The sequence below is a fragment of the Neisseria sp. 83E34 genome, assembly GCF_001308015.1.
In the GTDB taxonomy this organism is placed as follows: Bacteria; Pseudomonadota; Gammaproteobacteria; order Burkholderiales; family Neisseriaceae; genus Neisseria.
This window is the reverse complement of the sequence record NZ_LGYH01000005.1, coordinates 13,235-39,560: the sequence shown is the minus strand read 5'-3', so window position 1 is coordinate 39,560 and position 26,326 is coordinate 13,235. Positions and strand designations below refer to the sequence as shown.

Genomic DNA, 26,326 nt, shown 5'->3' with positions numbered 1-26,326 from the left:
ATTGAAGAGCTAGATCAAAAGATTTGCTTCCAACAAATATTGAATTTATAATTAGATACAAATAACGCCCTTAGCAGTAAGCCTTTCAATTTATTCCGAAAGTGCCGAGCCTTTGGGCTTTTTCTTTATTTTAAGGGATTATTATGCGAACAGCTGTTTTAATTGACGGTGCGTTTTTTATTAAGCGTATTCGATATTTTGAGAAACACAATGCTTATGATGCTAAGCGCATTTCTTCTCTTGCTTTTCGCTTGTCTCTGCTTCATCTTTCACAAAAAATAAATGGAACCAAACAACACGATAGCCTTTATCGGATTTTCTTTTACGATTGCGCACCTCTCGAAAAGAAAATGCATAATCCAGTTTCTAAAAAACTGATTGATTTTTCCAAATCTAATGAAGCTGTTTTTCGTCGAGAGCTTCATAAAGAGCTAATTAAGCAAAGAAAACTGGCTTTACGGTTGGGGAAGCTATCTGATCAACTCACTCACTGGCGACTTAAACCCGATGTTATGAGCAAGCTGCTTAAGGGTCAGATAGAGCGTAGCGACATAACAGAAAACGATGTTATTATCGATGTGAAACAAAAAGGCGTTGATATGCGCATTGCATTGGATATTGCATCAATAACTTTGAAAAAACAGGCTGACCGTATCGTATTAATTTCAGGTGATTCTGATTTTGTTCCTGCTGCTAAGTTAGCTAGACGAGAAGGTATTGATTTTATTTTAGATCCAATGTGGCAGAATATTCCCGAAGATTTATTTGAGCATATCGACGGTTTAAGAAGTACTTATCCTTTTTCTGGAAAAAGATAATAGTTTTAATATGTTGTTTTAATAAATTGTATAGCTATAAATTGACAAGCCGCCGGATGCTTCATAGCATTTCCGGCGGCTTTATTTTAAAGTGGTTTAGTTGCGGTCTGGTCGCTCTTTCAAGATTTGCAAATCAGGGTAAGACAATTTGATGTCGTATTCCTGATTGCCTTTAAATGCTTCCACATCAAGAGCGGGTTTGCCCATGTGGTCGTCAGCATCAACATCCACAACTTTGTAGCCACGCGCTTCCAGCATTTTCACGGCTTTGGCACGTTTTTTTTCGAAGCCGGGATCTTGATAAACTTGTCGTTCGATATGATCGGCAGCAAAAGCGCCTGCAGAAAGGGCGATCAGGGTTGTAGTAAGCAGCATTTTTTTCATGATGTATTTCCTCAGTAGTCAAACAGTTGTTGTTGAGATGTTTTGATTATAAGAGTGAACATTTGGCTAAAAATTAGGGTGCAGTTAAGGATGTGTAAATTTAAGCATGCCTGTCTGAAAGCTTAAATTAAGGCAGTTAAATGCTTTCAGACAGGCATTACGTTGCACCATACCGGCCATGATGTTTGGCGGCCTTGCATTTGGAATAATTGTGGGGTTTGGCGGCGATGATGCTACAATCTTTCCGTTGGCAACAAATCTTTCTTTTTTATGAGCATTCTCGAAGCGGTTTTTATTTTATTCCTGTTGATTTTGGTTAGCGGCTTTGTTTCTGCTGCAGAGTTGGCTTTGGCCTCTTCCCGCAAAATCAAATTACAAGTGATGGCGAAAGAGGGTGATGTGCGCGCGTTGGATGTGTTGAATATGCAGGAGCATCCGGGCAGCTTTATCACGGTGGTACAAATCGGATTGAACGCGGTGGCGGTGTTGGGCGGTATTATCGGCGAGGCGGCTGTGCGCCCGTTTTTAAGCAACTTGCTGGCCGGCACCGGTTTGCAAACGGCGGCTTCCGTGTTGGCGTTTATGTTTGTAACCAGCGTGTTTATTCTGTTTGCCGACCTGATGCCCAAGCGCTTTGCCATGATCAACCCCGAACGTGTGGCCGTGCGCGCTGTGCGGCCGGTGATGCTGCTGATTTTTGTGCTCAAGCCGCTGATTTTCCTGTTTGACGGTATGGCCAACCTGATTTTCAAATCGCTGAAAATTTCTACCGTGCGTAGCGACGGGCTGACTTCGGAAGACATTTATGCCATGGTGGATGCCGGCGCACAGGCGGGTGTGTTGAAGCAGCAGGAGCACTATCTGATTGAAAACATTTTCGATATGCAGGAGCGCACGGTTACTTCCACCATGAGCGCACGCGAATATCTGATTTATGTGGATAAAAACGACAATAACGAAACCGTGTTGGCGAAAATGGATGAAACCCCGCACTCCAAAATTCTGGTGTGTAACGGCGGGTTGGAGAAAGTGATCGGCTATATCGAATCACACACTTTTCTTACTCATTATCTGAAAGAGCCGAATATCAACCTGACCGACCGCCGCGTATTGCGCAAGGCTTTGTTTATTCCCGATACTTTGTCGCTTTACGAAGTGTTGGAAACCTTCAAAAACGCCGGCGAAGACTTTGCCGTGATTATCAACGAATATGCTCTTGTGGTGGGCGTGATTACGCTCAAAGACGTGATGAGCATCGTGATGGGGGATTTGGTGGCCACAGAAGAAGAGCCGCAGATCATCCGCCGCAACGAAACATCTTGGTTGGTTGACGGCGCAACCCCGCTGGAAGACGTAATGCGCGCGCTCGATATTGCCGCTTTTCCCAATTCGGAAAACTATGAAACATTGAGCGGATTTATGATGTATTCGTTACGCAAAATCCCCAAGAAAACCGATTTTGTGGTGTTTGATAAATATAAGTTTGAAATTATCGACACCGATAATCTGAAAATCGACCAGCTTTTGGTTTCGCTTAATCAAGATATGCTTGAAAAGAAAGACTAAAGCAATGCCTGTCTGAAAATTTAACAAATAAACTTTATTTTTGTCATGGTTTCGTCATGCTCGGGCTTGACCCGAGCATCTCTTAGAGTTACCGAAACTCAAGATACTCGGGTCAAGCCCGAGTATGACGGTTTCTTTATTATGTAAGAGGATTAACTATATCGGCCATACTCCTGTGCATCTTCAGCCGCCGGGCGGATTTCAATCTTTGTCATTCAATCTTCACCCGCTTCAACCTCAAGGCATTGCTCAGCACCGACACCGAACTCATCGCCATCGCCGCGCCCGCGATAATCGGATTCAGAAAGCCGAATGCCGCCAGCGGTATGCCCAAAGTGTTGTAGACAAAGGCGAAAAACAGGTTTTGTTTGATGTTTTTCAAAGTGGCGCGGGAAATCAGCAGGGCATCGACCATTTGGTTGACGGAATGCTGCATCAGCGTGGCAGAGGCGGTGTGTTCGGCAACGTCTGCGCCGTCTTTCATGGCAAAGCTCACGTTGGCGGCAGCAAGCGCGGGGGCGTCGTTGATGCCGTCTCCGACCATGGCAACCACCTTGCCGGCGTTTTTCAGTTTCTGCACTTCGGCAGCTTTGTCGCGCGGGCTCATGTTGCCGTAGGCGTGGGAAATGCCGAGCTGTCCGGCGATGTAGCCGACCACGTTTTGGTTGTCGCCGCTCATGATGTAAACGTCGATGCCGTGGTTGTTCAGACGGCCTATGGCTTGTTGCGTGTCGGCTTTCAGCGCGTCGGCAAGGGCGAACGCGCCGACGGGTTGGTCGTTGACCGACACGGCCACGATGGTGGCGATGCGCCATACGGAATCAAGATTATCGGGCAGCACGAGATTGCAGTAATCGGGTTTGCCGACTTTCACCACGCCCGCGCCGTCAATCTCGGCGGAAATGCCTGCGCCGACGGCGGTTTGCGCGTTTTTGGCTTCGGGAATGTTGATGCCGCGCGATAAGGCCGTCTGAACAATGGCAGTAGCCAGAGGGTGGGTGGCATTTTGTTCGACAGCGGCGGCAAGGCGGTAGAGTTCGTTTTCTTCCATTTCAGACAGGCATAGCGTTGCCGCAACCTGAGGTTTGCCTTGCGTGAGCGTGCCGGTTTTATCCAGCACCACCGAATTCACATGGGCCGCTTCTTCCATGGCGGCGGCATCTTTAAACCAAATGCCGTGCTTCACCGCCTTGCCCATGCCGACCATAATCGCGGCGGGCGTAGCCAACCCGAGGGCGCACGGGCAGGCGATGACCAGCACAGCCACGGCATTCATCAATGTCGTTACCCAATCGGCCTTGACATACCAAGTAATCAGAAACGTCATCACCGCAATGCCGACCACGGCGGGCACAAACACCGCAGCCACTTTGTCGGCAATGCGTGCAATCGGCGCTTTGCTGCCTTGCGCTTCAGACAAAGCCGCCATCATGTCGCCGAGCAGGGTTTGGCTGCCGAGCTGTTCCGCGCGGTAAACCACGCTGCCGTCGGTCATCACCGCACCCGCCAGCACTTTGCTGCCCGCAGTTTTGGCTTCGGGGTTGGATTCGCCGGTGAGATGGCTTTCGTCCGCCCAACCGTTGCCGCTTTCCACCGTGCCGTCCGCCGCGATGCGCTCGCCGTGGTTGGCGCGGATCAAATCGCCGATCTGTACGTCGTCGAGCGGCACTTCCTGCCATTGCCCGCCGCGTTGCACGCTCACTTGGCGGGGCGTGAGTTTCAGCAGCAGGCTCAGGCTGTTGAGGCTGTTTTTCTTGGCGCGGTGTTCGAGAAATTTGCCCAAGCTCACGAAGCCCACCACCATCACGCCCGCTTCAAAATACACATGCGCCATATCGCCGTGGGCTGCGTGCGGGTGGAAAAACAGCATGAACACCGAGTAGAGATAAATCGCCGCCGTGCCGACGGTAACCAGCACGTCCATATTTGCCAGCCCGCCCTTGATGCTCGCCCACGCGCTTTTATAAAAGGGAACCGCCAACCAAAGCTGCACGATACTCGCCAGCACAAACTGCCACATCGGCGGCATCATCCAATCGTGCCGCCCGATCATCATGCCCGCCATGCCGAACAAAAACGGCACGTTAATCGCCAGCAGCAGCCACAACCGCCAGCCGATATGCGGTTCCGCTTCCGGCTGCATTGGCGCATCGGCTTTCAACGCGGCCTTAAAGCCGGCTTTTTCAATGATGTGAATCAGCGTGTCGGCATCGGCGCGGCTGTCGTCAAACACCACCTGCGCTTCTTCGCCGGCAAAATTCACCGAAGCCGTCTGAACAAAGTCTTTTTTGTTCAACACTTTTTCAATACGGCTGGCGCAGGCTTGGCAGGTCATGCCGTCGATTTGGAAACGGGCTTTTTGTTGCATGGTATTACCTTTAAATTTCAGACAGGCATTAGGGATGAGAAAGAGCTAATGAGAAAGAGCTAAATAGTATAAACAATGCCTGTCTGAAAAATTTTAAAGCGAAGCATCAAACCCAGCATCTTCAATGGCTTCAACTAATGCGGCGGTTTGCACTTCGGCCGGGTCGAACGTGATTTGAGCAGAGGCCGATGCCAAATCCACTTCGGCTTTCGCCACGCCGTCTAATGCCTCCAATACTTTGGTCACGCTTTTCACGCAGCCGCCGCAAGTCATGCCGCCGATTTTGATATTGATGGTTTCCATAAGTTCTTCCCTTTGTAAACATGAGGTTGAATGATTCATTCATTATATAAGGATGAACCGTCATATTCAAAGAATATGAATCAAGCAGGCAACAGAATGCCTGTCTGAAAGCAATTTAGAACACATATAAAGAATATTTGATTTTTATTAATCATTATTTTAAAGGTTGTGATAGTATTTAAAAAAATAAAAACAATCATGGAGCAAATATGGTGGGGAAAACCAAAACTTACTACGCCCATTCCGCCGAAAACCGGCCTGAACAACACTGGCAGACCTTGCAAAGCCACCTCGCTAACGTAGGCGATATGGCTGCAAGGTTTGCCGCTTTTTTTGGCGCGCAGGAAATAGCGCGCTATACCGGCTGCCTGCATGATTTGGGCAAATACACGCCTGAATTTGACCGGCGCTTGCGCGGCGGCCCTGCGGTGGATCACGCCACCGCAGGAGCGAAAATCGCCTTCGAACACTGGGGAGTGCCGGGCAAGTTGATGGCGTTTTGCATTGCCGGGCATCACGCCGGTTTGGCCAATGGCGATGGCGAAGGAGATGGCCGTCGCACCTTGAAGCAACGGCTTGCCTTGCAATTCGGTCAAGACATTCCGGCGCTGGATGCCGTGTGGCAGCAGGAAATCCATCTTCCGCAAACCTTGCCTGCTCCAGCTCTGAAGGCTGATGAGCACCGGCCCTTTTTCTCTTATGCGTTCTTTACCCGCATGCTGTATTCCTGTCTGGTGGACGCCGATTACCTCGACACCGAAGCTTTTTATGCGGAGCAGGAGGGGGAGCCCGTTCAGCGGGGCGGCCACCCTGATTTGTCAGAGCTGTGCACGCAGTTCAATCGTTTTATTTATGAGTTCAGACAAAAGGCTGCAAAAAAGCCGCAGCGCACGGAAGAAGAAAAACGCAATGCCGCACTGAACCGCCTGCGCAGCGAAATTCTCGACCATGCCGTGAGCCAAGCCGCACAAGCTCCGGGACCGTTTGCCCTGACCGTGCCCACCGGCGGCGGCAAAACGTTCACCTCCATGGCCTTCGCCCTCGAACATGCCAAGCGCCACGGCATGCGTCGCGTGATTTATGTGATTCCCTTTACCAGCATCATCGAGCAAAACGCAGCCGAGTTCTGCAAAGCCTTCGGTAACCTGGGCGAAGCCGCCGTGCTGGAGCACCACAGCACGTTTGACGACAGCAAACTGCAGGGCGAAAACAGCAAAGACAAACTGCGCCAAGCCTCGGAAAACTGGGATATGCCCGTGGTGGTTACCACTGCCGTGCAGTTTTTTGAATCGCTGTTTGCCGATCGCTCCTCGCGTTGTCGCAAGCTGCACAACATATCCGGCAGCGTGATTATTCTCGACGAAGCACAAATGCTGCCGCTGGGGCTCTTGCTGCCCATCGTGCAGGCCATCAAGGAGCTGGCGTGCAATTACCACTGCTCTATCGTCATGTGCACCGCCACCCAGCCTGCCATACAGGCCGAACACGGCTTTTACCGCGGTCTGGAGAATATCCGCGAACTCGCGCCCAATCCCCCTGAATTGTTCGACAAGCTGAGCCGCACCACCGTGCAACACATCGGCGCACAAACCGATGCCGAGCTGTTAGAAAAGCTCGCGCAGTACAGGCAAATCCTCATCATCGTCAACAATCGCCGCCACGCCCGCAGCCTGTACGACAGCGCCAAATGCCTCGACGGCGTTTTCCACCTCACCACTCTGATGTGCGCCAAACACCGCGCCCAAGTGCTGGAATTCATCCGAGGCCGTCTGAAAAACTGCGAACCCTGCCGCGTGATTTCGACTTCTTTAATTGAAGCCGGTGTCGATGTGGACTTACCCTTGGTCATGCGCGCCGAAGCCGGATTGGACAGCATCGCCCAAGCCGCAGGACGCTGCAACCGCGAAGGCAAAAGTCCGTCTGAAAACAGCTTCGTCTGGGTATTCAAACCCGAACAACAATGGAAGGCCCCGCCCGAACTCGGCCTGCTGGCCGCCGCCATGCGCGAAGTCGTGCGCCACCACGCCGACGACCTGCTGTCGCCGCATGCCATCCGCCGCTATTTCCAGCGTGTCTATGAAGAGAAGGGCAAGGCGCTGGATGGCAAGCAAATCCTTGCCAAGCACCACGATGCGGGCAGAACAATGGATTTCCCCTTCCAAACCATCGCTCGCGAATTCCGCATGATCGAAACCCATATGCAGCCGCTGATCATCCCCTTCAATGCCGAGGCCGAAGCCCTGATCGACAGCCTGCGCCACGCCGACCAAATCGGCGGCCTGCTGCGCAAGCTTCAGCCCTACACCGTGCAAATACCCGAAAACGCCTTGAAAGCCTTGTTTGAAGCAGGGCGGGTAGAAACGGTTAACGAAAAGCAGTTTGGGAAACAGTTTTACAGCCTGATTGGGTTGGATTTGTATGATGAAGCGGCGGGATTCTCTTGGGGAGATATGGAATTTTTGAAAGCAGAAATGCTAGTTTTTTGAAATTATCACCTATAAAATATAAATATTAATAATAAGATGAACTGAATTTTACTATAAGGCTAATTTTAAAAATAAAATTTTGGAAAAACTTATGCAGCAAAGCAAACTTACCCCCCATCAGTCTAAATATTTTGCCTGGCAACTGACCCGTCAAGCACAAAACGGCAGCATGGAATCTCTTGCCTCCACTTTAGTGGACTCGCAAGTAGACTTAAACCCGCATCAGGTCGATGCCGCCTTGTTTGCCTGCCAAAATCCATTGTCCAAAGGCGTGATTCTGGCGGATGAGGTGGGCTTGGGCAAAACCATTGAAGCTGGCTTGGTGATTTTGCAGCGTTGGGCAGAGCGTAAACGCAAGATTTTAATCATTACCCCTGCTAATCTGCGCAAACAATGGCATCAGGAATTGCAGGAAAAATTCGGTTTGCAGGGCGTGATTTTGGAAGCCAAAAGTTATAACGCCATTAAAAAACAGGGTAAAAATCCCTTTCGCCAAGACGCTCCGGTTATTTGTTCCTACCAGTTTGCCAAGTCTAAAGCGGATGACTTAAAAACGGTTGATTGGAATTTGGTGGTGCTCGACGAGGCGCACCGCCTGCGCAATGTCTATAAAAAAGGCAACGTAATTGCCAAAACCCTGCAACAAGCGCTTGACCACGTACCTTCCAAAGTGCTATTGACTGCCACACCGCTGCAAAACTCGCTTTTAGAGTTGTACGGCCTGGTCAGCATCATTGATCAGCATGTATTTGGCGATTTGGACAGTTTCCGCAGCCAGTTCGGTACAAAACCTTCGGAGCAAAGCCTGCACAACCTACGCCAGCGATTGCAAACGGTGTGCAAACGCACGCTGCGCCGTCAAGTGCAAGCCTATGTGCCTTATACCGCACGCCTTGCCATTGTTCAGGAATTCACACCATCAGACGAAGAAAAAGCACTTTCCGCATTGGTGGCAGACTACTTGCGCCGCTCCAATCTGCAAGCCATGCCTGAGGGGCAAAGGCAGCTGATTTCACTGGTATTATGGAAACTTTTGGCTTCGAGCAGCCGGGCGATTGCCGGTGCCTTGGATACCATGAGCAAACGCCTGCAAGGCGTATTGAATGAGGCAAACATCACGGATCTCGTTGAAACGCTGGATGAAGATTATGAAAGCTTGGACGAAACCGCAGAAGAATGGGAAAACGAAAACGGCGAAACACCCAGCCTAACCTGCGACGAATACCAAGCCATCGCCAACGAAATCGAAGAGCTCAATCATTTTAAAAACTTGGCACAAAATATCCGCGAAGATGCTAAAGGCAAAGCATTGTTTGGTGCGTTAGAAAAAGCCTTTGCCGAGCTTAAACGCTTGGGTGCGGCACAAAAAGCCATTATCTTTACCGAATCCAAACGCACCCAGGAATACCTGCTTGAATGCTTATCCAAAAGTACCTATGCGGGTGAAAACGGCGATGGTATCGTATTGTTTAACGGCACCAACAGCGGCCCGCAAGCCCAAACCATCTACAAAAACTGGCTCAAAAAACACGAAGGCAGCGACAAAATCACCGGCTCCAAAACCGCCGATACCCGCGCCGCCCTTGTTGAGCATTTTAAAGAACACGCCACCATCATGATCGCCACCGAAGCCGGTGCCGAAGGCATCAACCTGCAATTTTGCTCGTTGGTCATCAACTATGATTTGCCGTGGAACCCGCAACGCATCGAACAGCGTATCGGACGCTGCCACCGCTACGGGCAAAAACACGATGTGGTCGTGGTGAACTTTTTGGATAAAAGCAACGAAGCCGATGCCCGCGTTTACGAACTGCTGTCAGAAAAGTTCCGGCTTTTTGAAGGCGTATTCGGTGCCAGCGACGAAGTGCTCGGTGCTATCGGTTCAGGTGTGGATATCGAACGCCGCATTGCCGATATCTACCGCCGCTGCCGCCTGCCCAATGAAATCAAAACCGGTTTTGACGCACTGCAACAAGAACTTTCCGGCGAAATCAACGCGGCCATGACCCAAACCCGCCAAACCCTGCTGGAAAACTTCGACGAAGCAGTGCAAGCGAAACTCAAAATCCGTGCTGACGACAGCGAGCGCACCCGCAGCAAATACGAAAAACTGCTACTCAACTTCACCCGCAGCGCATTGGGCAAACACGCAACCTTTGATGCACACGGCTTTACCCTGCACAGCCTACCTGAAAACCTTTCAGACGGCCTCAGCCATATCCCGGCAGGCCGTTACGAACTGCCCCGCCAAAACGGAAATGCCCACCTCTACCGCATCAGCCACCCGTTGGCACAAGCCCTGCTTGCCCAAGCCAAATCCTGCCATTGCCCGCCTGCCAAACTGATATTCGATTACGGCGAATATCAGAAACAGCACGGCAAAATCAGCACCTTGGCGCCTTATATCGGACAAAGCGGGCAATTGATTGCCAAGCTTGTTATCATTCGTGCCTTTAACAATCAAGAACAGCATTTGCTGGTAGCCGCCATTACCGACAGCGGCGAAATCCTGCAAGAAACCGACCCCGAAAAACTGCTCGGTCTGCCCGCCAACCAAACACCCATCATGCAGCCGCCACAGATTCAGACGGCCTTAAGCCAAGACATCACCGCCCGCCGTCAAGCCCTGCTGAATGAAGCCCAACAACGCAACCTTGATTACTTTGAACAAGAAGTACAAAAACTGGACGATTGGGCAGACGACCTCAAACACGGACTGGAACAAGAAATCAAAGAAACCGACCGGCAAATCAAAGAAATCCGCCGCACCGCCGCTACCGCCGCCACATTGGAAGAAAAACTCGCCTGGCAGAAAAAACAGCGGGAGTTGGAAAGCAAACGCAGCAAACAGCGACGCGAGCTGTTCGACAGGCAGGACGACATTGAAAATCAGCGGAATGCACTGATTGAAGAGTTGGAGAGAAGTTTGCAGCAGCAAGTGGAGGAGGAAGAGATGTTTTTTATTAAGTGGGAGATGGTGTGATGAAAAAGAAAACACATAGCCTTTCAGTTTTTCTGTTAAAAGAATCTATAACACAGGAAGATCAAGCTATTCAAGGCATAGGTGGTTTAAAGAAAACAGTCCTGGAAATAGAGGGTGGGCAAGAATTAGTTTTGTATTCCAAGCAAAATCCCCCTCGTCCACCTTCATGGGTAAATTTGTTTAAGCCTCATATAGATGATGATTTAAGTCATTTATTTAGTTCTGGTTGTGCAGCAGTCCTCTTGATGAAACATAGTGACAGATATTTTGCTTTAACTTTTGGATATGGTCGTCATCTTCTTAATCCAGATTGCTTTGAGGAAAATTTTGGGCTACGAGTTGTTGTGAATGCAGTGGATCCGGGAAAGTTAAGAAGTGTAGATGTGCATACTTTGGAATCTATACCTGTTCATAAGAAAAACCAAGCCAGTGTTTCAACAAGCTTTGCTGATTTTGGCTTGGATGTTGAACAAGATTTAATGTATGCAGCTACAGGTTCTCCAAAAGATAAAAATTTTTGTAAAACACTTTCTGGAAAAGATGCACTCAAGGTCTCGCTACCTTTTGAGTTGAAAGATCTTCCTTTGCTTTTGAATAAAGCGATAACTTTGTTTGATTCTGAATCTTACAAACAAAGTTTTCCTTGGATAGATAGATTATCAGAAGTTAGAAATTTATCCATTAAAAATGAATTAGACGCAAAGCTGATTGAGAAAATTGCTCAAAATGACTTTTCAAAAACATGGCTTTCCATTCCTGAAGTTATTAACTGGGAAAATATTTCAGGCTTCAGATACCAAAAAGCCAAAAGGGGAGAGCTTCATGATGATATAAGTTGGGAAGGCTATTTGGCTTATACAAGGAATGATAGCGAAGAACTCTCTATTAAAAAGATGAGGGAGCAGTATATTCATTGCATTAATGTTGCAAATGAACAGCCCACATATACATGGAAAGTTTATCAATGTATTTATTGTGAGCTTGAACTGAATGGGGGAGCGTACTCTTTAACAAATGGAAAATGGTACAAAATTGATGGTGATTTTTTGGAAAATTTAGATAAGAATATTCAAGATATTCCTTTGTCAAAAATATCGTTACCTGAATATTCTGAAAAATCTGAAGATAAATATAATGAAAAAGTTGTAAATAGTGATGGCAGCAGATTTGTGTTAATGGATAAAAGAAATATATCTTATGGTGGTGGGAGTAGCAGAATTGAGCTTTGCGATATTTACACAAATGATAAGAAGCTCATTCATGTAAAAAGATATGGCGGCTCAAGCGTATTAAGTCATCTATTTTCTCAAGGTTTGGTTTCCACTCAATTGATCTTGTCAGATGGAAATTTTCGCGCTTTGGTGAATAAAAAATTACCGAAGACTCATAAATTACCCGCTAAAAATGAAAAACCAAAAGCAAGTGAGTTTGAAGTTGTATATGTCATAGCAAGCAATGATAAGAAAACGACTGCACTTGATTTACCTCTTTTTAGCAAAATAAATTTGCGCAGTTGCTATAACCGCCTTCAATTAATGGGCGTGTCTGTTAGTATCTGTATCGTGCCTGTTGTAATTAATGATTTAAAAGCGGATGTGTCGTAATGAAAAACCAAAAACTAGAACTCACTTGGATAGGCAAGCATAAACGTCCTAAGTTAGAAGCCCGTATTTTATTGGAAGAGGCGGATAAGTCTTATCATGCCAAGGTGCGGTCGGAAAAGGATGTGTTTGATAACCGTCTGATTTTTGGCGACAACTTGCTTGCGCTCAAAACGTTGGAGCAGGAATTTACCGGCAAGGTGAAATGTGTGTTTATTGATCCGCCGTATAACACGGGCAGTGCGTTTACGCATTACGATGATGGGCTGGAGCATTCGATTTGGCTGGGATTGATGCGCGACCGTTTGGAGATTATCAAGCGTTTGCTTTCTGATGACGGTTCGTTGTGGATTACCATTGATGACAATGAAGCCCATTATTTGAAAGTGTTATGTGATGAGATTTTTGGGCGGGGGAATTTTGTAACAAATGCGGTTTGGCAGAAAAAATATGCTCCACAGAATGACGCAAAGTGGTTGTCTGACTCTCATGACCATATTTTGGTTTACGCCAAGAATAAAATAATTTGGAGACCACATTTACTTGCGAGGACAGAAGAAGCGAATAGCTTATATAAAAATCCTGATAATGATTCGAGAGGAGTGTGGATGTCTGACAACATGTCAGTAAAAACATATTCTTCTACAACGGATTATCCAATAGTTACTCCGTCAGGTAGAGTTGTTCATCCGCCAGCAAGCCGCTGTTGGGCATATACTAAGGAAAAGCTAGATCAGTTAATCCGTGAAAATAGAATTTGGTTCGGTAAAAAAGGTGATGGTGTTCCAAGAATAAAGCGTTTTCTGAATGAGGTTCAAAGTGGGATTGTTGCAAAAACAATATGGTTAAGAGAAGAAGTTGGTGATAATCAAGATGCTAAAAAAGAAGTCAAGCAATTTAATTCAGAAGATGTTTTTGATACACCAAAACCTGAAAAGCTTTTACAACGAATTATCCATCTAGCCACCAACCCTGGCGATCTGGTGCTCGATTCCTTCGCCGGTTCCGGCACCACAGGCGCTGTGGCGCATAAGATGGGACGGCGCTGGGTTATGGTGGAACTGGGCGAGCATTGCCACACGCATATTATTCCACGTCTGCAAAAGGTGATTGACGGCAGCGATCAGGGCGGGATTTCCAAAGCGGTGAATTGGCAGGGCGGCGGCGGTTTTCGTTATTACCGTTTGGCGCCGACTTTGATTGTGAACGACAAATGGGGTAATCCGATCATCAACCCCGACTACAACCCTGAAATGCTTGCCGAAGCGCTTGCCAAGTTGGAGGGCTTTACTTACCGACCGTCTGAAACCCATTGGTGGCAGCATGGTTTTTCCAGTGAGCAGGATTTTATTTATGTGACCACGCAAACCTTATCCGCCGAGCAGTTGCAGGCGTTGTCGGATGAGGTGGGCGAAGGACGCAGTTTGCTGATTTGCTGTTCGGCATGGCGCGGCATCACGGCAGCGCAGGCGGCGGAGCGTTTTCCCAATCTCACCTTAAAGAAAATCCCGAAAATGATTTTGGCACGCTGTGAATGGGGGCATGACGATTACAGTTTGAATGTCGCCAATCTGCCCTTTGCCGAAGTCGAACCCCTGTCTGAAAAAACGGATGACCAGAAACCGCCTGTGAAAGCGAAAAAGGGCAAAAGGCTACCTGAAAAGCAAGAGGGGCTGTTTGATGGGGAATATGGTGATGGGTAAGGAAAATTCATCATTGCCAAATGATTACGGGCAGTGGCTGATAGAAATCAAAGATCGGGTACTGGTGGCACGGCAAAGAGCGGTTTTAGCTGTGAATGCCGAGCTGATTTCTCTTTATTGGCATATCGGGCGGGATATTTTGCAGCGGCAGGCGGCACAGGGCTGGGGCAGTAAAGTGATTGAGCGCTTGGGGCGTGATTTGCGCGAATCTTTTCCTGAAATGAAAGGGTTTTCCCGTGCCAACCTGCTGTATATGCGGGCTTTTGCCGAAGCATGGCCTGATTTTGAAATTGTCCAACAGGCTGTTGGACAATTGCCGTGGGGGCATAATGTTCTGTTATTAAATCGTATTAAAGAGCAAGATGTCCGCTTGTTTTATGTGCGAAAGGTGATGGCTGAAAATTGGTCGCGTGCTACCTTGGAAAAGCAAATCAAAAACCGTTTGCACGAGCGGCAAGGGCAAGCCGTTACCAATTTTGAAACCCGCCTGCCCAAGCCTCATTCACAATTGGCGCAAGAAACGCTTAAAGATCCCTATCTGTTTGATTTTTTGGGCTTAGGGGATGAGGCACATGAACGGGATATTGAAAATGCTTTGGTGTAACACATTACCCGTTTTTTGTTGGAGTTGGGCAGCGGCTTTGCTTTTGTCGGGCGGCAATATCGTTTGGAAGTGAATGGCGATGAGTTTTTTATTGATTTACTGTTTTACCATATCCGTCTGAAATGCTATGTGGTGGTGGAGCTTAAGGCTACGGCATTCAAGCCCGAACATGCCGGGCAGCTGAATTTTTATTTGGCAGCAGTAGATGCGCAAATTAAAGCCGAGGAGGATAATCCAACCATCGGACTGTTGCTGTGTAAAACGCAAAACCGTTTGGTTGCCGAATATGCGCTATCGGGTATTGATAAGCCGATTGGTGTGGCTGAATACGAGCTGGTGCGGGCTTTGCCGGATCAGTTGCTGACAAATTTGCCGACGGTTGAGCAATTGGAAAATGAGTTGTTGGATTGGCAAAACGATCAGCAACTTTCCGGTTTCTCCGGATAGTTCAAAATAATATATATAACAAAGGATTATTAGAATGACCACACGGGTACAACACCATATCAACGGCCGCCTGTCGCTACGCACGCCGCAGGCGGAGAGTTTGGCGAAGTTAAAACAGGCTTTGGATGCCGCGCCACAGATGCTCAAGCACGAGCGTGATGTGGCGGCGGTTTTGGAGATTTTGAAAGGCAAATTCGCCACTTTACAGGATTTTGAGCGCGAGTTTCCGTCTTTGTGTTTTGCGCTGGCAACGGGCGTGGGCAAAACCCGCTTAATGGGTGCGTTTATTGCTTATCTGCATTTGGCGCACGGCATCAACAATTTTTTTGTGCTTGCGCCCAACCTCACCATTTACAACAAGCTGATTGCCGACTTTTCGCCTAATACCCCTAAATATGTGTTTAAGGGGATTAGTGAATTTGCCCTTCATCCGCCACGGGTGATTACCGGCGAAGATTACGAGCGGCAGGATATTGCTTCCGGCGACTGGATAACGGAGGTACGCATCAACATTTTCAATATCGCCAAAATCAATTCTGAAGTGCGCGGCGGCAAAGAACCGCGTATCAAGCGGATGCGCGAGGTGCTGGGCGACAGTTATTTCAATTATTTGGCGAATTTGCCCGATTTGGTGCTGTTAATGGACGAATCGCACCGCTATCGTGCACAAGCCGGTATGCGGGCGATTAATGAATTGAAACCGTTATTGGGTTTGGAATTGACCGCCACGCCTTTTGTAGAAACGGGAAAAGCACCGCAGCCGTTTAAAAATGTGATTGTCGATTATCCTCTTGCGCGGGCGCTGGAGGACGGTTTTGTGAAAGTGCCGGCCGTCGTCACTCAGCGTAATTTCAATGCCAAAGACTATACGCTTGAAGAAATCGAGAAAATCAAATTGGAAGACGGCGTGCGTTTGCATGAAAACACCAAGGTAGAGTTGCTTACCTATGCGCGCGAAAACGGCGTCAAGCCGGTTAAGCCCTTTATGCTGGTGATTGCCCGCGATACTACGCATGCAACGGCTTTGCTGGCTTTGATGGAGTCGGAAAACTTTCACGGCGGGCGTTATCGCGGCAAGGTGATTCAGGTGGATTCGAGCAAATCGGGCAAAGACGAAGAAGAAATGATTGCCCGTTTGCTGGCGGTGGAAAGCGTGGATGAGCCGACCGAGATTGTGATTCACGTTAATATGTTGAAAGAAGGTTGGGATGTGACCAATCTTTATACCATCGTGCCGCTGCGTGCTGCCAATGCCCGTACCTTGATTGAGCAATCCATCGGACGCGGTTTGCGTTTGCCCTATGGCAAGCGTACCGGCGTGGCGGCGGTGGACAGGCTCAATATCATTGCCCATGACCGTTTTCAGGAAATTATTGATGAAGCCAATCAAGGCGATTCGGTGCTGCGTTTGCAGCAGGTGATTTTGGAAGCACCCTGCCAAGATGATGAAAAAGTCAGCGTTCAGGTAGCCAGCAGTATGGAGGTGTGTTTGGGGTTGGCTGAGAGGCCGTCTGAAAATATGTCGGCACAAGAACCACAATCTTATCAACCCGTTTTTACCAACGAACATGAAAAACGCATTGCCCGTGTGGTGATGGAGGTGGCGGCACAATATGGCCGCAGGCCTGATGATGCACCGACTTCGCAAGCATTATTGCAGTCAGATATACAGGCACAAATTACCGCCGAGGTGCAAAAACGCCTGCAGCCGGCACAGGCTGAATTGCCAATGGCAGATACGCCGGATGTGGCTGGTATTGTTGCCAAAACCACAAAGGTGATGGTGGACAGCACCATCGATATTCCGCGCATTACCGTTGTGCCGAGCGGCGAGGTGAGCACGGGTTTTCATCCGTTCACTTTGGATGTCAGCCGGTTGCATCTGCAGCCGAGCGAACGGGAAATCACCATTCACAATCTGCATACCAACGAGCAAACCAGCTTGGCACGGGAAATGGGGCTGACTGAAAAACGTCCCGAAGACTATATCGTTCATGCGCTGATTGATTTTGACGATATTGATTACTTCACCCAGTCCGAGCTTTTGTATGATTTGGCAGGACAAATGGTGGCGCATTTGCACAGCTATTTAAGTGAGGAAGAAGCCTTGAATGTGCTGGACAAAGAACGCCGCCTGATTGCCCGTGAAATTCATGCGCAAATGGTCGCACACTTTTGGGAAAAGGCCGCTGGCTACGAAGCCAAAGTCAGTCAAGGGTTTAGCACGCTCAAACCTTGTGTCTATACAGTGGCCGCCAACGAAGCCGTGCATTCGGTGCGCGATACCGTGACCGACAAAACGCGCATCAAAAATATGTTGTTCGGCCATTTCGCAAAATGTCTGTATCCGTTGCAAAAATTTGATTCCGACACCGAACGCCGCTTTGCCGTGATTTTGGAGCGTGATGCACAAAAATGGTTCAAACCCGCCAAGGGGCAGTTCCAAATAGATTACAAACTGGGTATGGAGCAAAAAGAATATTTGCCCGATTTTGTGGCAGAAACGGAGGATTGTATTTTGATGGCGGAAACCAAGGCGCATGCTGATTTGGATAGTGCTGAAGTGCAAGCCAAGGCCCAAGCGGCAAGCACATGGTGCAAACACGCATCCAATTACGCCAGCCAACACGGCACGAAAGCGTGGCGTTATCTGTTGATTCCTCATGATGAAGTGAGTGAAGCCAAAAAATTGGCGGATTTTTTGCGGTTTGAGAAAAAGGCCGTCTGAAAATAGCCGATGTATCGCAGCCTTCGGGCTGCGTGGGTTGAAACTAAAGTTGATAGTTTAAAGTGAAAGTCAGCCGCCTTCGGGCGGCTGTGTGTAAAAGGAGCCGGTATGGCAAACAAAATACGCTTACACATCTGGGGTGACTACGCCTGCTTTACCCGCCCCGAGATGAAAGTGGAGCGGGTGTCTTACGATGTGATCACACCGTCGGCGGCGCGGGGGATTTTGGCGGCGGTGCATTGGAAGCCGGCTATTCGCTGGGTGATTGACCGTATTCATGTGTTGAAGCCGATTCGCTTTGAGTCGGTGCGGCGTAATGAATTGGGCAGCAAGATTTCGGCGAGCAAGGTCAGCGGGGCGATGCGGCGCAAGAGTGTGGAAGATTTGTATGCGTTGATTGAGGATGACCGTCAGCAGCGCGCGGCGACGGTGTTGAAAGATGTGGCTTATGTGATTGAAGCGCATGCCGTGTTGACTGCGCGGGCGGGCGAGGGCGAAACCATTGCCAAGCATATCGAGATGTTCAAACGCCGTGCCACAAAAGGGCAGTGTTTCCAGCAGCCTTGCATGGGTGTGCGTGAGTTTCCGGCACATTTTGCTTGGGTGGATGAGGGCGAGCCTTTGCCGGTTTCATGCCTGTCTGAAAACGAGTTGAACCGCGATTTGGGCTGGATGCTGCACGATATTGATTTCGACCACGGCAATACGCCGTATTTTTTTCGTGCGGAAATGATAAACGGGGTGATTGAGGTGCCGCCGTTTGATGCAGAGGAGGTGAAAAGATGATTTTGGCCTCTCTTGCACGCTATTACCGCCGTTTGGCAGCGGAGAATGATGACCGAACAGGCGAGCCGAAAGTGCCGTCGTATGGTTTTAGTGAGGAAAAAATCGGCTGGGTGCTGGTGTTGGATTCAGGCGGCCTGTTGGTGGATGTGGTGCCGCATCTGACGGATGACAAAAAACCGCAACCCCGCCTGATGAGTGTGCCGCGCCCTGAAAAGCGCACGTCGGGCGTGAAGCCCAATTTTTTGTGGGACAAAACTGCTTATGCGCTGGGCGTGGAAGCCAATAAAGACAAAACCGCTGCCAAGGAGCAGCCGTTTAGGCCGTCTGAAAAAACCTTTGCCGCTTTCCGCGAGCTGCATTTGGAAGCCCTGAAAGACACGCAAGACGAGGGTTTGCTGGCCTTGCGCCGTTATTTGGAGCGCTGGCAGCCCGAACAATTTGCCCATCCGCCCTGCCGGCCTGACATGCTCGATGCGAATGTGGCGTTTAGGTTGGACGGTACGCGCGGCTATATCCACCAGCGTGAAGCGGCGCAGGCATTGTGGGCAGGCCGTCTGAAAAACGATGAAGCGGAGCAGGGCTTGTGTTTGGTAAGTGGCGAACAAGCACCGATTGCGCGGCTGCATCCGGCGATTAAGGGGAGGACACTGACTTTAGCTGGGGGACAAAGTTCTGGTTGTTCTATTGTTGCATTCAATCAAGATTCATTTAAATCGTATGGAAAAGAAAAGGGGACAAATGCACCAGTTTCTGAACAAGCTGCATTTGCTTATACGACAGCATTAAATTATTTGCTAAGAAATGATGACCATTGCCTGACCATCGGCGATGCCAGCACCGTTTTTTGGGCGGAAGCCGCTACGCCTGAGCAAGCCGCGGCGGCGGAAGGGTTTTTTGCCGCTGCTTTCACCCCGCCCGATGACGAGCAGGAAAGCAAAAAAGTATTCAATATTTTGGAGCAAATCGCTAAAGGCCGCCCTTTGCAGGAAGCTGCGCCCGAATTGTCGCCCGACACCCGCTTTTATATTTTGGGCTTGGCGCCGAATGCTTCACGGATTTCCATCCGCTTTTGGCTGGATACCACGTTTGGCAAGCTGGCGGAACATTTGGCGCAACATTGGAAAGATTTGGCGCTTGAACCGTGTGCGTGGAAAACGCCGCCTTCAATTTTCAAATTGTTACTGGAAACAGCGATTAAGTTTAAAAATAGCGAGGGACGCTACGAAAAACCAAAGGCGGAAACCATTTCGCCCGTGTTGGCCGGTGAAATGACCCGCGCCGTGATCGGCGGCACGCCCTATCCCATGAGTTTGCTGTCGCAATTAATCGCGCGTATCCGTGCCGACGGCGATGCCAACGGCCTGCGCATTGCCATGATTAAAGCCGTATTGCAGCGGCGTTTCAGAAAAGGTTTGATTAAAGAGGAGATTCCCATGAGTTTGGATACCGAAAGCCGCAACACGGCTTATTTGCTCGGCAGATTGTTCGCCGTGTTGGAGCGCATTCAATATCAGGCGCTGGGTGAATTGAATGCGGGCATTGCCGACCGCTATTACGGCTCCGCTTCCGCGGTGCCGTTTTCCGTGTTCCCGCGTTTATTGAGCGGCGCAAAACACCATTTGTCCCGCCTGCGTAAAGACAAAGCAGGCATGGCAGTAAATCTCGATAAAGATTTGAGCGCCGTGATTGCAGGCCTGCCTGAAACCTTCCCGCGCCATTTGAGCATGGAAGAGCAAGGCCGCTTCGCCATCGGCTATTACCATCAAAAACAAAGCTATTTCGCCAAAAAAGACCCCGCAGAAACCCAATCACATGAAGGAGAATGAAAATGTCTATCCAAAACCGCTATGAATTCGTGTTTTTCTTCGACGTAAGCAACGGCAACCCCAACGGCGACCCCGACGCAGGCAATATGCCGCGCCTCGATCCTGAATCCAGCAAAGGTTTGGTAACCGATGTGTGCCTGAAGCGCAAAATCCGCAACTTTGTAGAAATGGCAAATGAAAACCGACCCGGCTATGAAATTTATGTCAAAGAAAAAAGCGTGCTCAACCTGCAAAACAAGCGCGCTTATGAAGCCCTCGGCATCGAACCCGAAGCCAAAAAACTGCCTAAAGACGAAGCCAAAGCCCGCGATATCACTGCATGGATGTGCAAAAACTTCTTCGATATCCGCACTTTCGGCGCAGTGATGACCACAGAAGTCAACAGCGGCCAAGTGCGCGGCCCCGTGCAGCTTGCCTTCGCCCAATCCATCGACCCCATCGTGCCGCTGGAAGTCTCTATTACCCGCATGGCCGTTACCAACGAAAAAGACCTCGAAAAAGAGCGCACTATGGGGCGCAAATACATCGTCCCCTACGCACTCTACCGCGTGCACGGCTTCGTTTCCGTCAATCTTGCCGCCAAAACCGGCTTTTCTGATGAAGACCTGCAACAACTGTGGAACGCCTTGAAGCTCATGTTTGAGCACGACCGTTCCGCCGCCCGCGGCGAAATGGCCGCCCGTAAACTCATCGTCTTCAAACACGACAGCACACTCGGCAACGAACCGGCGCATAAACTGTTTGAAGCCGTCAAAGTCGAGCGCATCCACGGCGAAAGCGGCACGCCCGCAGCCGCATTCAGCGATTACGCCATCAGCGTGGATTCAGACGGCCTCAAGGGTGTGGGAGTAGTGGAAATTCTGTAAATAAATTATTTAAATTCAGTTCATTATAAATATGAACACATTTAAAATTGAAATTGTGTTCACGTTTTATGTTTTTATTGGTATAATCTTTGCTCTGTGAAAAAAGGAGCATCAAATGAAAAATTTCATCCAAAGCTTGGAAAATGAATTTGTTGAAAAAAACCAGGAAAAAACAACATTCAGTATTCGCCTTTCCGTAAAAGAAGACTTGATCTTGCAGGAAATCGCTGAAAGTTTTGACATGTCGCGACAAGAACTGTTGCACCGCCTGATTACAGAGCAAATTATTGTTCCGTGGAAAAAGCGGTTCGAGGAGCAGGCAAATGAGGAACTGGAGGAGGTGGATGCCGAGCAATCAACCCAATATTTTTTGCTCAATACCAATAAAGTTAATGATATCGATGATCATGATTTTATGTTGGAAAAACAAGTGGCGGCGGCATTTGAAGATGGCTATAAAGAGAAAATTGCTAAATTCAAAAAAGGCGACTGGGTATTTCTCTACGAATCAGGGCAAGGAATCGTGGCATTCGGGCAAGCATCAGGCAAGCTGGAAAAAGCACCGCATTATGGAAGGGAAGATAAAACCTATTATCAGCGTTTGGAGGGCTTTACCCGTTTATCAAAAGCTATTAAGGCCAGTGAAGTTAAAAGGATTTTGAACCGTTCATTTCCATTTGCCCAAACCTTGGCACGAATTGCTGATGGAGAAAAGTTATTATTAGAGGTTAAAAAATGATGAAAATAATCTATATAAAGCGCTTAGAATGAGTATTTTTTACCACAATAAGCGCTGATTGGTGAGAAAAATACCATGACAAGCATCCCACTCTCCGCCCTGCAACACTACGCCTTTTGTCCGCGCCAGTGTGCTTTGATTCATAACGAACAAGTATGGGCGGAGAATTTTTTGACCGCACAAGGTCGTGCGTTGCATGAGCGGGTGGATGGCGGCGAGCCGGAAATGCGCAAGGGCGTGCGCTTCGAGCGCAGCGTGCATGTGTCGGCAGAAAACTTAGGCGTGCACGGCGTGTTGGATATGGTCGAGCGCGATATTCAGACAGGCCGTCTGAAACCTGTCGAATACAAGCGTGGCAAACCCAAGCCCGAACCGTTCGACGAAATCCAGCTTTGTGCTCAAGCGCTGTGTTTGGAAGAAATGACCGGGCAAACGGTGGCAGAAGGCGCATTGTGGTACATGCAAACCCGCCACCGCGTATCGATTGTGTTTTCAGACGGCCTCAGGGCAGAAACGCTGGATACCATCGCACAAGTGCGCGGGCTTTTGGAAAGCGGTATCACCCCGCCGCCGGAATACGGCAAACGCTGTAAAGCCTGTTCGTTGATTGAGGTTTGTCAGCCGAAGTTGATGGAGAGGGATCGGTCGGTGGGGTATGTGGAAGGGTTGTTTGGCAAATGCTTTTGATTTATTGGTATTTTTAGGAGAGTATGTGAAAATATTTTTCGTTATTGTTTGGTTGCTTTTGGCTTTTATTACAAATATTTTTGATAAGTCTTTTCTGGGATTGAATCCTAGTAGCTGGTCCATGATATTTGGTGCTTTGTCGTTATTATTTGGAGCTAGTTACATTAGAGATAGATTTGTGAAAAATAACATAAGTGCTAATTTAAATGGAGATAATATACAAAGTATTCAGAATTCTGGAAAAATTAACGGCAATATAAACATTAATCAAATAAACAAAAAGGATTGAAAAATGGTTTTGGGAAAAAATTTAACATTATTTCAGGGTGAAAATTCTGTATCTTTGCAAAACCAAGGGGAGATTACTGGTAGTGTAAATATTGGGCTTTCATTTTCTGAAATTAAAAATCTATTTGAGACACTATTTTCTGCTAAGTTACCTAGCTTGATAGCAGATGCAAAATCTGAATCATATAAAGCCATTGCAGATTTCGCATTTCAATTCCATGAAAAGCTAAGTTCAACTGTCGATGAGGCTTTAAGTGGTCGTATTGATGAAGAAATGGAGAAAAGATTTGCTTCTTCTGAAGTACAAAGTTTAATTAGTGAGATAGTTAACCAAGTTGGAACAAAAAATGATATTTCATTAAATGATTTATTGGCAAATTTATTAATGGATAAGCTAAATAGTAATAGCAATGACTATTTGATTAATCAGGCTATCTCATATGTAAAATACTTAAACAAGGATCAGATATTTTTCTTGTGTTTCATTAGATATCTTAGAGATGTCCCATATGTTTTGGTTAACTATAGTGAGGGTCAATTTTCTAGTAATATTTTCGATGTTTACCAATTAATTGATAGTAAAGTTGCCTCACTAGATTTGCAGGTTGATTTACGGAAAAAGGCAGAAGATATTTATAAAGGATATATAAATAATATATCAAAATTCTTTATGAATAATATTTCTTCTCCTGTGGATATTGATTTACTTGCTTTGAATAATATGATTTTTTCTGATAAGTCTTATAGAATTAGTACATTACAAGTTTTTGGAAAGGGTTTAGGAATAAATGATTATAAAGAAGAAAATATAAAAATTGATTTCCCAAATTTTATTGAGTTTATTGAGTTTATGAAAATAGATGTTTCTAATCTTGATGAATTAATTAAGCCATTAACTCCATTTGGGAAATGTATTGCGAAAAATTGCAATATAAAAATTGATTAAAAATAAATTAAATGGATTGTTAGTTGGTTGGATAAAAACCTATTAAAATCATTAAATTAATAAAAGTACTGGATTTCCAACTCAACCTATGATTACTACGATACCGTCTGAAGCCTAAATCATCATTTAGATGGCACTTTAAAGCGCGGTCAAAATTCAAGGAGTTTTTCAAACCATGCGCAAACTGCAAAACACGCTCTATATCACCACTCAAGGCAGTTATCTGCATAAGGAGCGGGAAACGCTGGTGGTGGAGCAGGAGCGCAAGAAGGTGGCGCAGTTGCCGGTGCATGCGATTGGGCATATTTTTTGTTTCGGTAACGTGTTGGTGTCGCCTTTTTTGATGGGGTTTTGCGGTGAAAACAATGTGAATTTGGCGTTTTTTACCGAAAACGGACGGTTTTTGGGGCGTTTGCAGGGGCGTCAGAGTGGTAATGTGTTGTTGCGGCGGGCGCAGTATCGGCTGTCGGAGCAGAATCCTGTGCCGATTGCGCGGCATATTATTGCGGCGAAGATTCAGTCGGCCAAGCGGGTGTTGCAGCGGCGTTTGCGCAATCATGGCGAGCATGCGGAGGTGCTGGCGGCGGTAACGGCGTTGAATTTTTCTTTGCAGCAGTTGAAGCGGGCGGAGTGTTTGGACAAGGTTCGCGGGATTGAGGGCGATGCGGCGGCGCGTTATTTCGGGGTGTTCCGGCATTTGCTTGCGGAGAAAAGCGGTTTTGATTTTGACGGCCGCAACCGTCGCCCGCCGCGTGATGGGGTGAATGCGCTGCTGTCTTTTCTGTATGCGGTGCTGGGCAAGGACATCAGCGGGGCGTTGCAGGGCGTGGGCTTGGATCCGCAGGTGGGTTTTCTGCATGCTGATCGGCCGGGGCGCGACAGTTTGGCGCAGGATATTTTGGAAGAGTTCCGCGCGTGGTGGGTGGACAGGATGGTGTTGAGCCTGATTAACCGCGGGCAAATCAAGCCGCAGGATTTTGTAACGGAGGCGGGCGGTGCGGTGAATATTAAGCCGGAAGTGCGCAAGTTGCTGTTTCAAACGCTGCAAAGCAAAAAGCAGGAAAAGATTGTGCATCCGTTTTTGCAGGAGGAAGTGGAAATCGGCCTGCTGCCGCATATTCAGGCGATGCTGCTGGCGCGGCATCTGCGCGGGGATTTGGCGGAATATCCGCCGTTTTTGATGCGTTGAGTTTTTCAGACAGGCATTTTCAGACGGCCTTTCGGGTAATCTTTGAGGCCGTCTGAAAATGCCTGTCTGAAAAATGGATAAGGGGAAATAGTGTGTTGATGTTGATTACTTATGATATTTCGCTGGAAGACGCGGCAGGGCAGGCGAGGCTGCGGCGCATCGCCAAACATTGTTTGGATTACGGCGTGCGCGTGCAATATTCGGTATTCGAGTGCGACGTTACGCCTGATCAGTGGGTAAAACTGAAAGCCAAGCTATTGGACACTTACCAGCCTGAAACAGACAGCCTGCGTTTTTACCATCTGGGCAGCAAATGGCGGCGCAAGGTGGAGCATCATGGTGCGAAGGAGGCGGTAGATGTGTTTCAGGATACGCTGATCGTGTGAATCGCTAACGTATGGTTCTCATGAAAATGCGGGGAGGTTGGCGATGCGGGATTGTTCTTTAACAATCAGGAAATTAGGAAAGCGGGTGTGGCGGAATCAGGCTGTGTTATACTCGCTTTTCGCATTTTCGGGGAGCTTTAGCGAATCAGGGCTAAGCAAGCCTTGATGGATAAAGGTTTCCGAGAAGGCTTCAGCCGCCTTTAGGCGGCTGTGTGTTGAAACGGCTTGCCTCTTGTGATTTTGCTACCCACTTTTCTCAGCCGCCTTTAGGCGGCTGTGTGTTGAAACAAAAGCTTGCAGAATTAAGGCACGGCGGTTATACGCTCAGCCGCCTTTAGGCGGCTGTGTGTTGAAACTTTTGGGGACTTAATCCAGCATAGGCTACAAACTGTCAGCCGCCTTTAGGCGGCTGTGTGTTGAAACTTCACCCGAATATTTTTTACCCATCCTTACTACCTCAGCCGCCTTTAGGCGGCTGTGTGTTGAAACCTGAACTTCGCCCATTTTGTCACAAGCAAGAATGCTCAGCCGCCTTTAGGCGGCTGTGTGTTGAAACTACAACCAACATCAAAAATATTAAACAGCAATCAATCAGCCGCCTTTAGGCGGCTGTGTGTTGAAA

General features: G+C 48.1%; 21 protein-coding genes and 1 CRISPR repeat array (1 of these 22 only partly in view). Of the genes, 18 read left to right on the top strand and 3 right to left on the bottom strand.

Features of this window, described 5'->3' with window-relative positions; translation table 11 throughout:
* The first annotated feature begins 143 nt into the window (after positions 1–143).
* Complete coding sequence (locus tag AKG09_RS06065) at positions 144–818, top strand: NYN domain-containing protein (protein WP_054618570.1); 675 nt, start codon at positions 144–146, stop codon at positions 816–818.
* A gap of 96 nt (positions 819–914) precedes the next feature.
* Here AKG09_RS06065 and AKG09_RS06060 read toward each other — a convergent pair whose 3' ends face one another.
* Positions 915–1,202, bottom strand: coding sequence for a PepSY domain-containing protein (locus AKG09_RS06060; protein ID WP_054618569.1), 288 nt, complete (start codon positions 1,200–1,202; stop codon positions 915–917).
* 270 nt (positions 1,203–1,472) lie between these two features.
* Here AKG09_RS06060 and AKG09_RS06055 point away from each other — a divergent pair, with 270 nt between their 5' ends.
* The gene (locus AKG09_RS06055) at positions 1,473–2,768 is read left to right on the top strand and encodes a hemolysin family protein (RefSeq protein WP_054618568.1); all 1,296 of its coding nucleotides are present in this window, start codon (positions 1,473–1,475) and stop codon (positions 2,766–2,768) included.
* Between the two features lie 211 nt (positions 2,769–2,979).
* Here the strand turns inward: AKG09_RS06055 and AKG09_RS06050 are convergent, their stop codons facing one another.
* The gene (locus tag AKG09_RS06050) at positions 2,980–5,136 is read right to left on the bottom strand and encodes a cation-translocating P-type ATPase (protein WP_054618567.1); all 2,157 of its coding nucleotides are present in this window, start codon (positions 5,134–5,136) and stop codon (positions 2,980–2,982) included.
* Between the two features lie 93 nt (positions 5,137–5,229).
* Complete coding sequence (locus AKG09_RS06045) at positions 5,230–5,439, bottom strand: heavy-metal-associated domain-containing protein (protein ID WP_054618566.1); 210 nt, start codon at positions 5,437–5,439, stop codon at positions 5,230–5,232.
* Positions 5,440–5,648: 209 nt separating this feature from the next.
* Here AKG09_RS06045 and AKG09_RS06040 point away from each other — a divergent pair, with 209 nt between their 5' ends.
* From AKG09_RS06040 to cas2, 16 genes are all read left to right on the top strand, one after another.
* Positions 5,649–7,925: a CRISPR-associated helicase/endonuclease Cas3 gene (locus AKG09_RS06040; protein WP_054618565.1), complete on the top strand. Its 2,277-nt coding sequence runs from the start codon at positions 5,649–5,651 to the stop codon at positions 7,923–7,925.
* 91 nt (positions 7,926–8,016) lie between these two features.
* A complete protein-coding gene (locus AKG09_RS06035) occupies positions 8,017–10,908 on the top strand; it encodes an SNF2-related protein (protein ID WP_054618564.1) in 2,892 nt (963 codons plus the stop codon).
* A complete protein-coding gene (locus AKG09_RS06030; RefSeq protein WP_054618563.1) occupies positions 10,908–12,512 on the top strand; it encodes a DUF6119 family protein in 1,605 nt (534 codons plus the stop codon). The genes AKG09_RS06035 and AKG09_RS06030 overlap by 1 nt, the downstream gene beginning before the upstream one ends.
* Positions 12,512–14,212: a site-specific DNA-methyltransferase gene (locus tag AKG09_RS06025; RefSeq protein WP_054618562.1), complete on the top strand. Its 1,701-nt coding sequence runs from the start codon at positions 12,512–12,514 to the stop codon at positions 14,210–14,212. The genes AKG09_RS06030 and AKG09_RS06025 overlap by 1 nt, the downstream gene beginning before the upstream one ends.
* Positions 14,190–14,816: a DUF1016 N-terminal domain-containing protein gene (locus AKG09_RS12065; RefSeq protein ID WP_231623912.1), complete on the top strand. Its 627-nt coding sequence runs from the start codon at positions 14,190–14,192 to the stop codon at positions 14,814–14,816. The genes AKG09_RS06025 and AKG09_RS12065 overlap by 23 nt, the downstream gene beginning before the upstream one ends.
* Before the next feature lie 3 nt (positions 14,817–14,819).
* Positions 14,820–15,263 carry a PDDEXK nuclease domain-containing protein gene (locus AKG09_RS12060; RefSeq protein WP_304437585.1) on the top strand — a complete coding sequence of 148 codons (444 nt, stop codon included), beginning with the start codon at positions 14,820–14,822 and terminating at the stop codon, positions 15,261–15,263.
* 34 nt (positions 15,264–15,297) lie between these two features.
* A complete protein-coding gene (locus AKG09_RS06015) occupies positions 15,298–17,991 on the top strand; it encodes a DEAD/DEAH box helicase family protein (RefSeq protein WP_054618561.1) in 2,694 nt (897 codons plus the stop codon).
* Positions 17,992–18,099: 108 nt separating this feature from the next.
* A complete protein-coding gene (gene cas5c, locus AKG09_RS06010; protein WP_054618560.1) occupies positions 18,100–18,777 on the top strand; it encodes a type I-C CRISPR-associated protein Cas5c in 678 nt (225 codons plus the stop codon).
* Positions 18,774–20,603 carry a type I-C CRISPR-associated protein Cas8c/Csd1 gene (cas8c, locus tag AKG09_RS06005; protein ID WP_054618559.1) on the top strand — a complete coding sequence of 610 codons (1,830 nt, stop codon included), beginning with the start codon at positions 18,774–18,776 and terminating at the stop codon, positions 20,601–20,603. The genes cas5c and cas8c overlap by 4 nt, the downstream gene beginning before the upstream one ends.
* Before the next feature lie 2 nt (positions 20,604–20,605).
* Positions 20,606–21,469 (top strand): type I-C CRISPR-associated protein Cas7/Csd2, encoded by an 864-nt coding sequence (gene cas7c, locus AKG09_RS06000; protein WP_054618558.1) that lies wholly within the window; start codon positions 20,606–20,608, stop codon positions 21,467–21,469.
* Between the two features lie 115 nt (positions 21,470–21,584).
* Entirely contained in the window at positions 21,585–22,208 is a 624-nt protein-coding gene (locus AKG09_RS05995) for a hypothetical protein (RefSeq protein ID WP_054618557.1), read from the top strand.
* Between the two features lie 75 nt (positions 22,209–22,283).
* Positions 22,284–22,895 carry a CRISPR-associated protein Cas4 gene (cas4, locus tag AKG09_RS05990; protein ID WP_054618556.1) on the top strand — a complete coding sequence of 204 codons (612 nt, stop codon included), beginning with the start codon at positions 22,284–22,286 and terminating at the stop codon, positions 22,893–22,895.
* Positions 22,879–23,184, top strand: a complete 306-nt coding sequence (locus AKG09_RS05985; protein WP_156320808.1) for a hypothetical protein — start codon at positions 22,879–22,881, stop codon at positions 23,182–23,184. Before cas4 ends, AKG09_RS05985 begins: the two co-directional genes overlap by 17 nt.
* 3 nt (positions 23,185–23,187) lie before the next feature.
* A complete protein-coding gene (locus AKG09_RS05980) occupies positions 23,188–24,129 on the top strand; it encodes an LPO_1073/Vpar_1526 family protein (RefSeq protein ID WP_054618554.1) in 942 nt (313 codons plus the stop codon).
* 175 nt (positions 24,130–24,304) lie between these two features.
* Entirely contained in the window at positions 24,305–25,318 is a 1,014-nt protein-coding gene (gene cas1c, locus AKG09_RS05975; RefSeq protein ID WP_054618553.1) for a type I-C CRISPR-associated endonuclease Cas1c, read from the top strand.
* A 92-nt stretch (positions 25,319–25,410) separates the two neighbouring features.
* Entirely contained in the window at positions 25,411–25,704 is a 294-nt protein-coding gene (gene cas2 / locus AKG09_RS05970; protein WP_054618552.1) for a CRISPR-associated endonuclease Cas2, read from the top strand.
* A gap of 190 nt (positions 25,705–25,894) precedes the next feature.
* Positions 25,895–26,326: direct repeats of the CRISPR family, unit length 32 nt; unit sequence TCAGCCGCCTTTAGGCGGCTGTGTGTTGAAAC (it continues 1,132 nt past the right edge of the window).

Coding starts and splice junctions, on each gene's coding strand:
- AKG09_RS05995 (WP_054618557.1), top strand. CDS start 21,585: ATGAAAAATTTCATCCAAAGCTTGGAAAATGAATTTGTTGAAAAAAAC.
- AKG09_RS12065 (WP_231623912.1), top strand. CDS start 14,190: ATGGGGAATATGGTGATGGGTAAGGAAAATTCATCATTGCCAAATGAT.
- cas8c (WP_054618559.1), top strand. CDS start 18,774: ATGATTTTGGCCTCTCTTGCACGCTATTACCGCCGTTTGGCAGCGGAG.
- cas4 (WP_054618556.1), top strand. CDS start 22,284: ATGACAAGCATCCCACTCTCCGCCCTGCAACACTACGCCTTTTGTCCG.
- AKG09_RS05980 (WP_054618554.1), top strand. CDS start 23,188: ATGGTTTTGGGAAAAAATTTAACATTATTTCAGGGTGAAAATTCTGTA.
- cas5c (WP_054618560.1), top strand. CDS start 18,100: ATGGCAAACAAAATACGCTTACACATCTGGGGTGACTACGCCTGCTTT.
- AKG09_RS06025 (WP_054618562.1), top strand. CDS start 12,512: ATGAAAAACCAAAAACTAGAACTCACTTGGATAGGCAAGCATAAACGT.
- cas7c (WP_054618558.1), top strand. CDS start 20,606: ATGTCTATCCAAAACCGCTATGAATTCGTGTTTTTCTTCGACGTAAGC.
- AKG09_RS06040 (WP_054618565.1), top strand. CDS start 5,649: ATGGTGGGGAAAACCAAAACTTACTACGCCCATTCCGCCGAAAACCGG.
- AKG09_RS06050 (WP_054618567.1), bottom strand. CDS start 5,136: ATGCAACAAAAAGCCCGTTTCCAAATCGACGGCATGACCTGCCAAGCC.
- AKG09_RS06015 (WP_054618561.1), top strand. CDS start 15,298: ATGACCACACGGGTACAACACCATATCAACGGCCGCCTGTCGCTACGC.
- AKG09_RS06045 (WP_054618566.1), bottom strand. CDS start 5,439: ATGGAAACCATCAATATCAAAATCGGCGGCATGACTTGCGGCGGCTGC.
- cas1c (WP_054618553.1), top strand. CDS start 24,305: ATGCGCAAACTGCAAAACACGCTCTATATCACCACTCAAGGCAGTTAT.
- AKG09_RS06065 (WP_054618570.1), top strand. CDS start 144: ATGCGAACAGCTGTTTTAATTGACGGTGCGTTTTTTATTAAGCGTATT.
- AKG09_RS06055 (WP_054618568.1), top strand. CDS start 1,473: ATGAGCATTCTCGAAGCGGTTTTTATTTTATTCCTGTTGATTTTGGTT.
- AKG09_RS06060 (WP_054618569.1), bottom strand. CDS start 1,202: ATGAAAAAAATGCTGCTTACTACAACCCTGATCGCCCTTTCTGCAGGC.
- AKG09_RS06030 (WP_054618563.1), top strand. CDS start 10,908: ATGAAAAAGAAAACACATAGCCTTTCAGTTTTTCTGTTAAAAGAATCT.
- AKG09_RS06035 (WP_054618564.1), top strand. CDS start 8,017: ATGCAGCAAAGCAAACTTACCCCCCATCAGTCTAAATATTTTGCCTGG.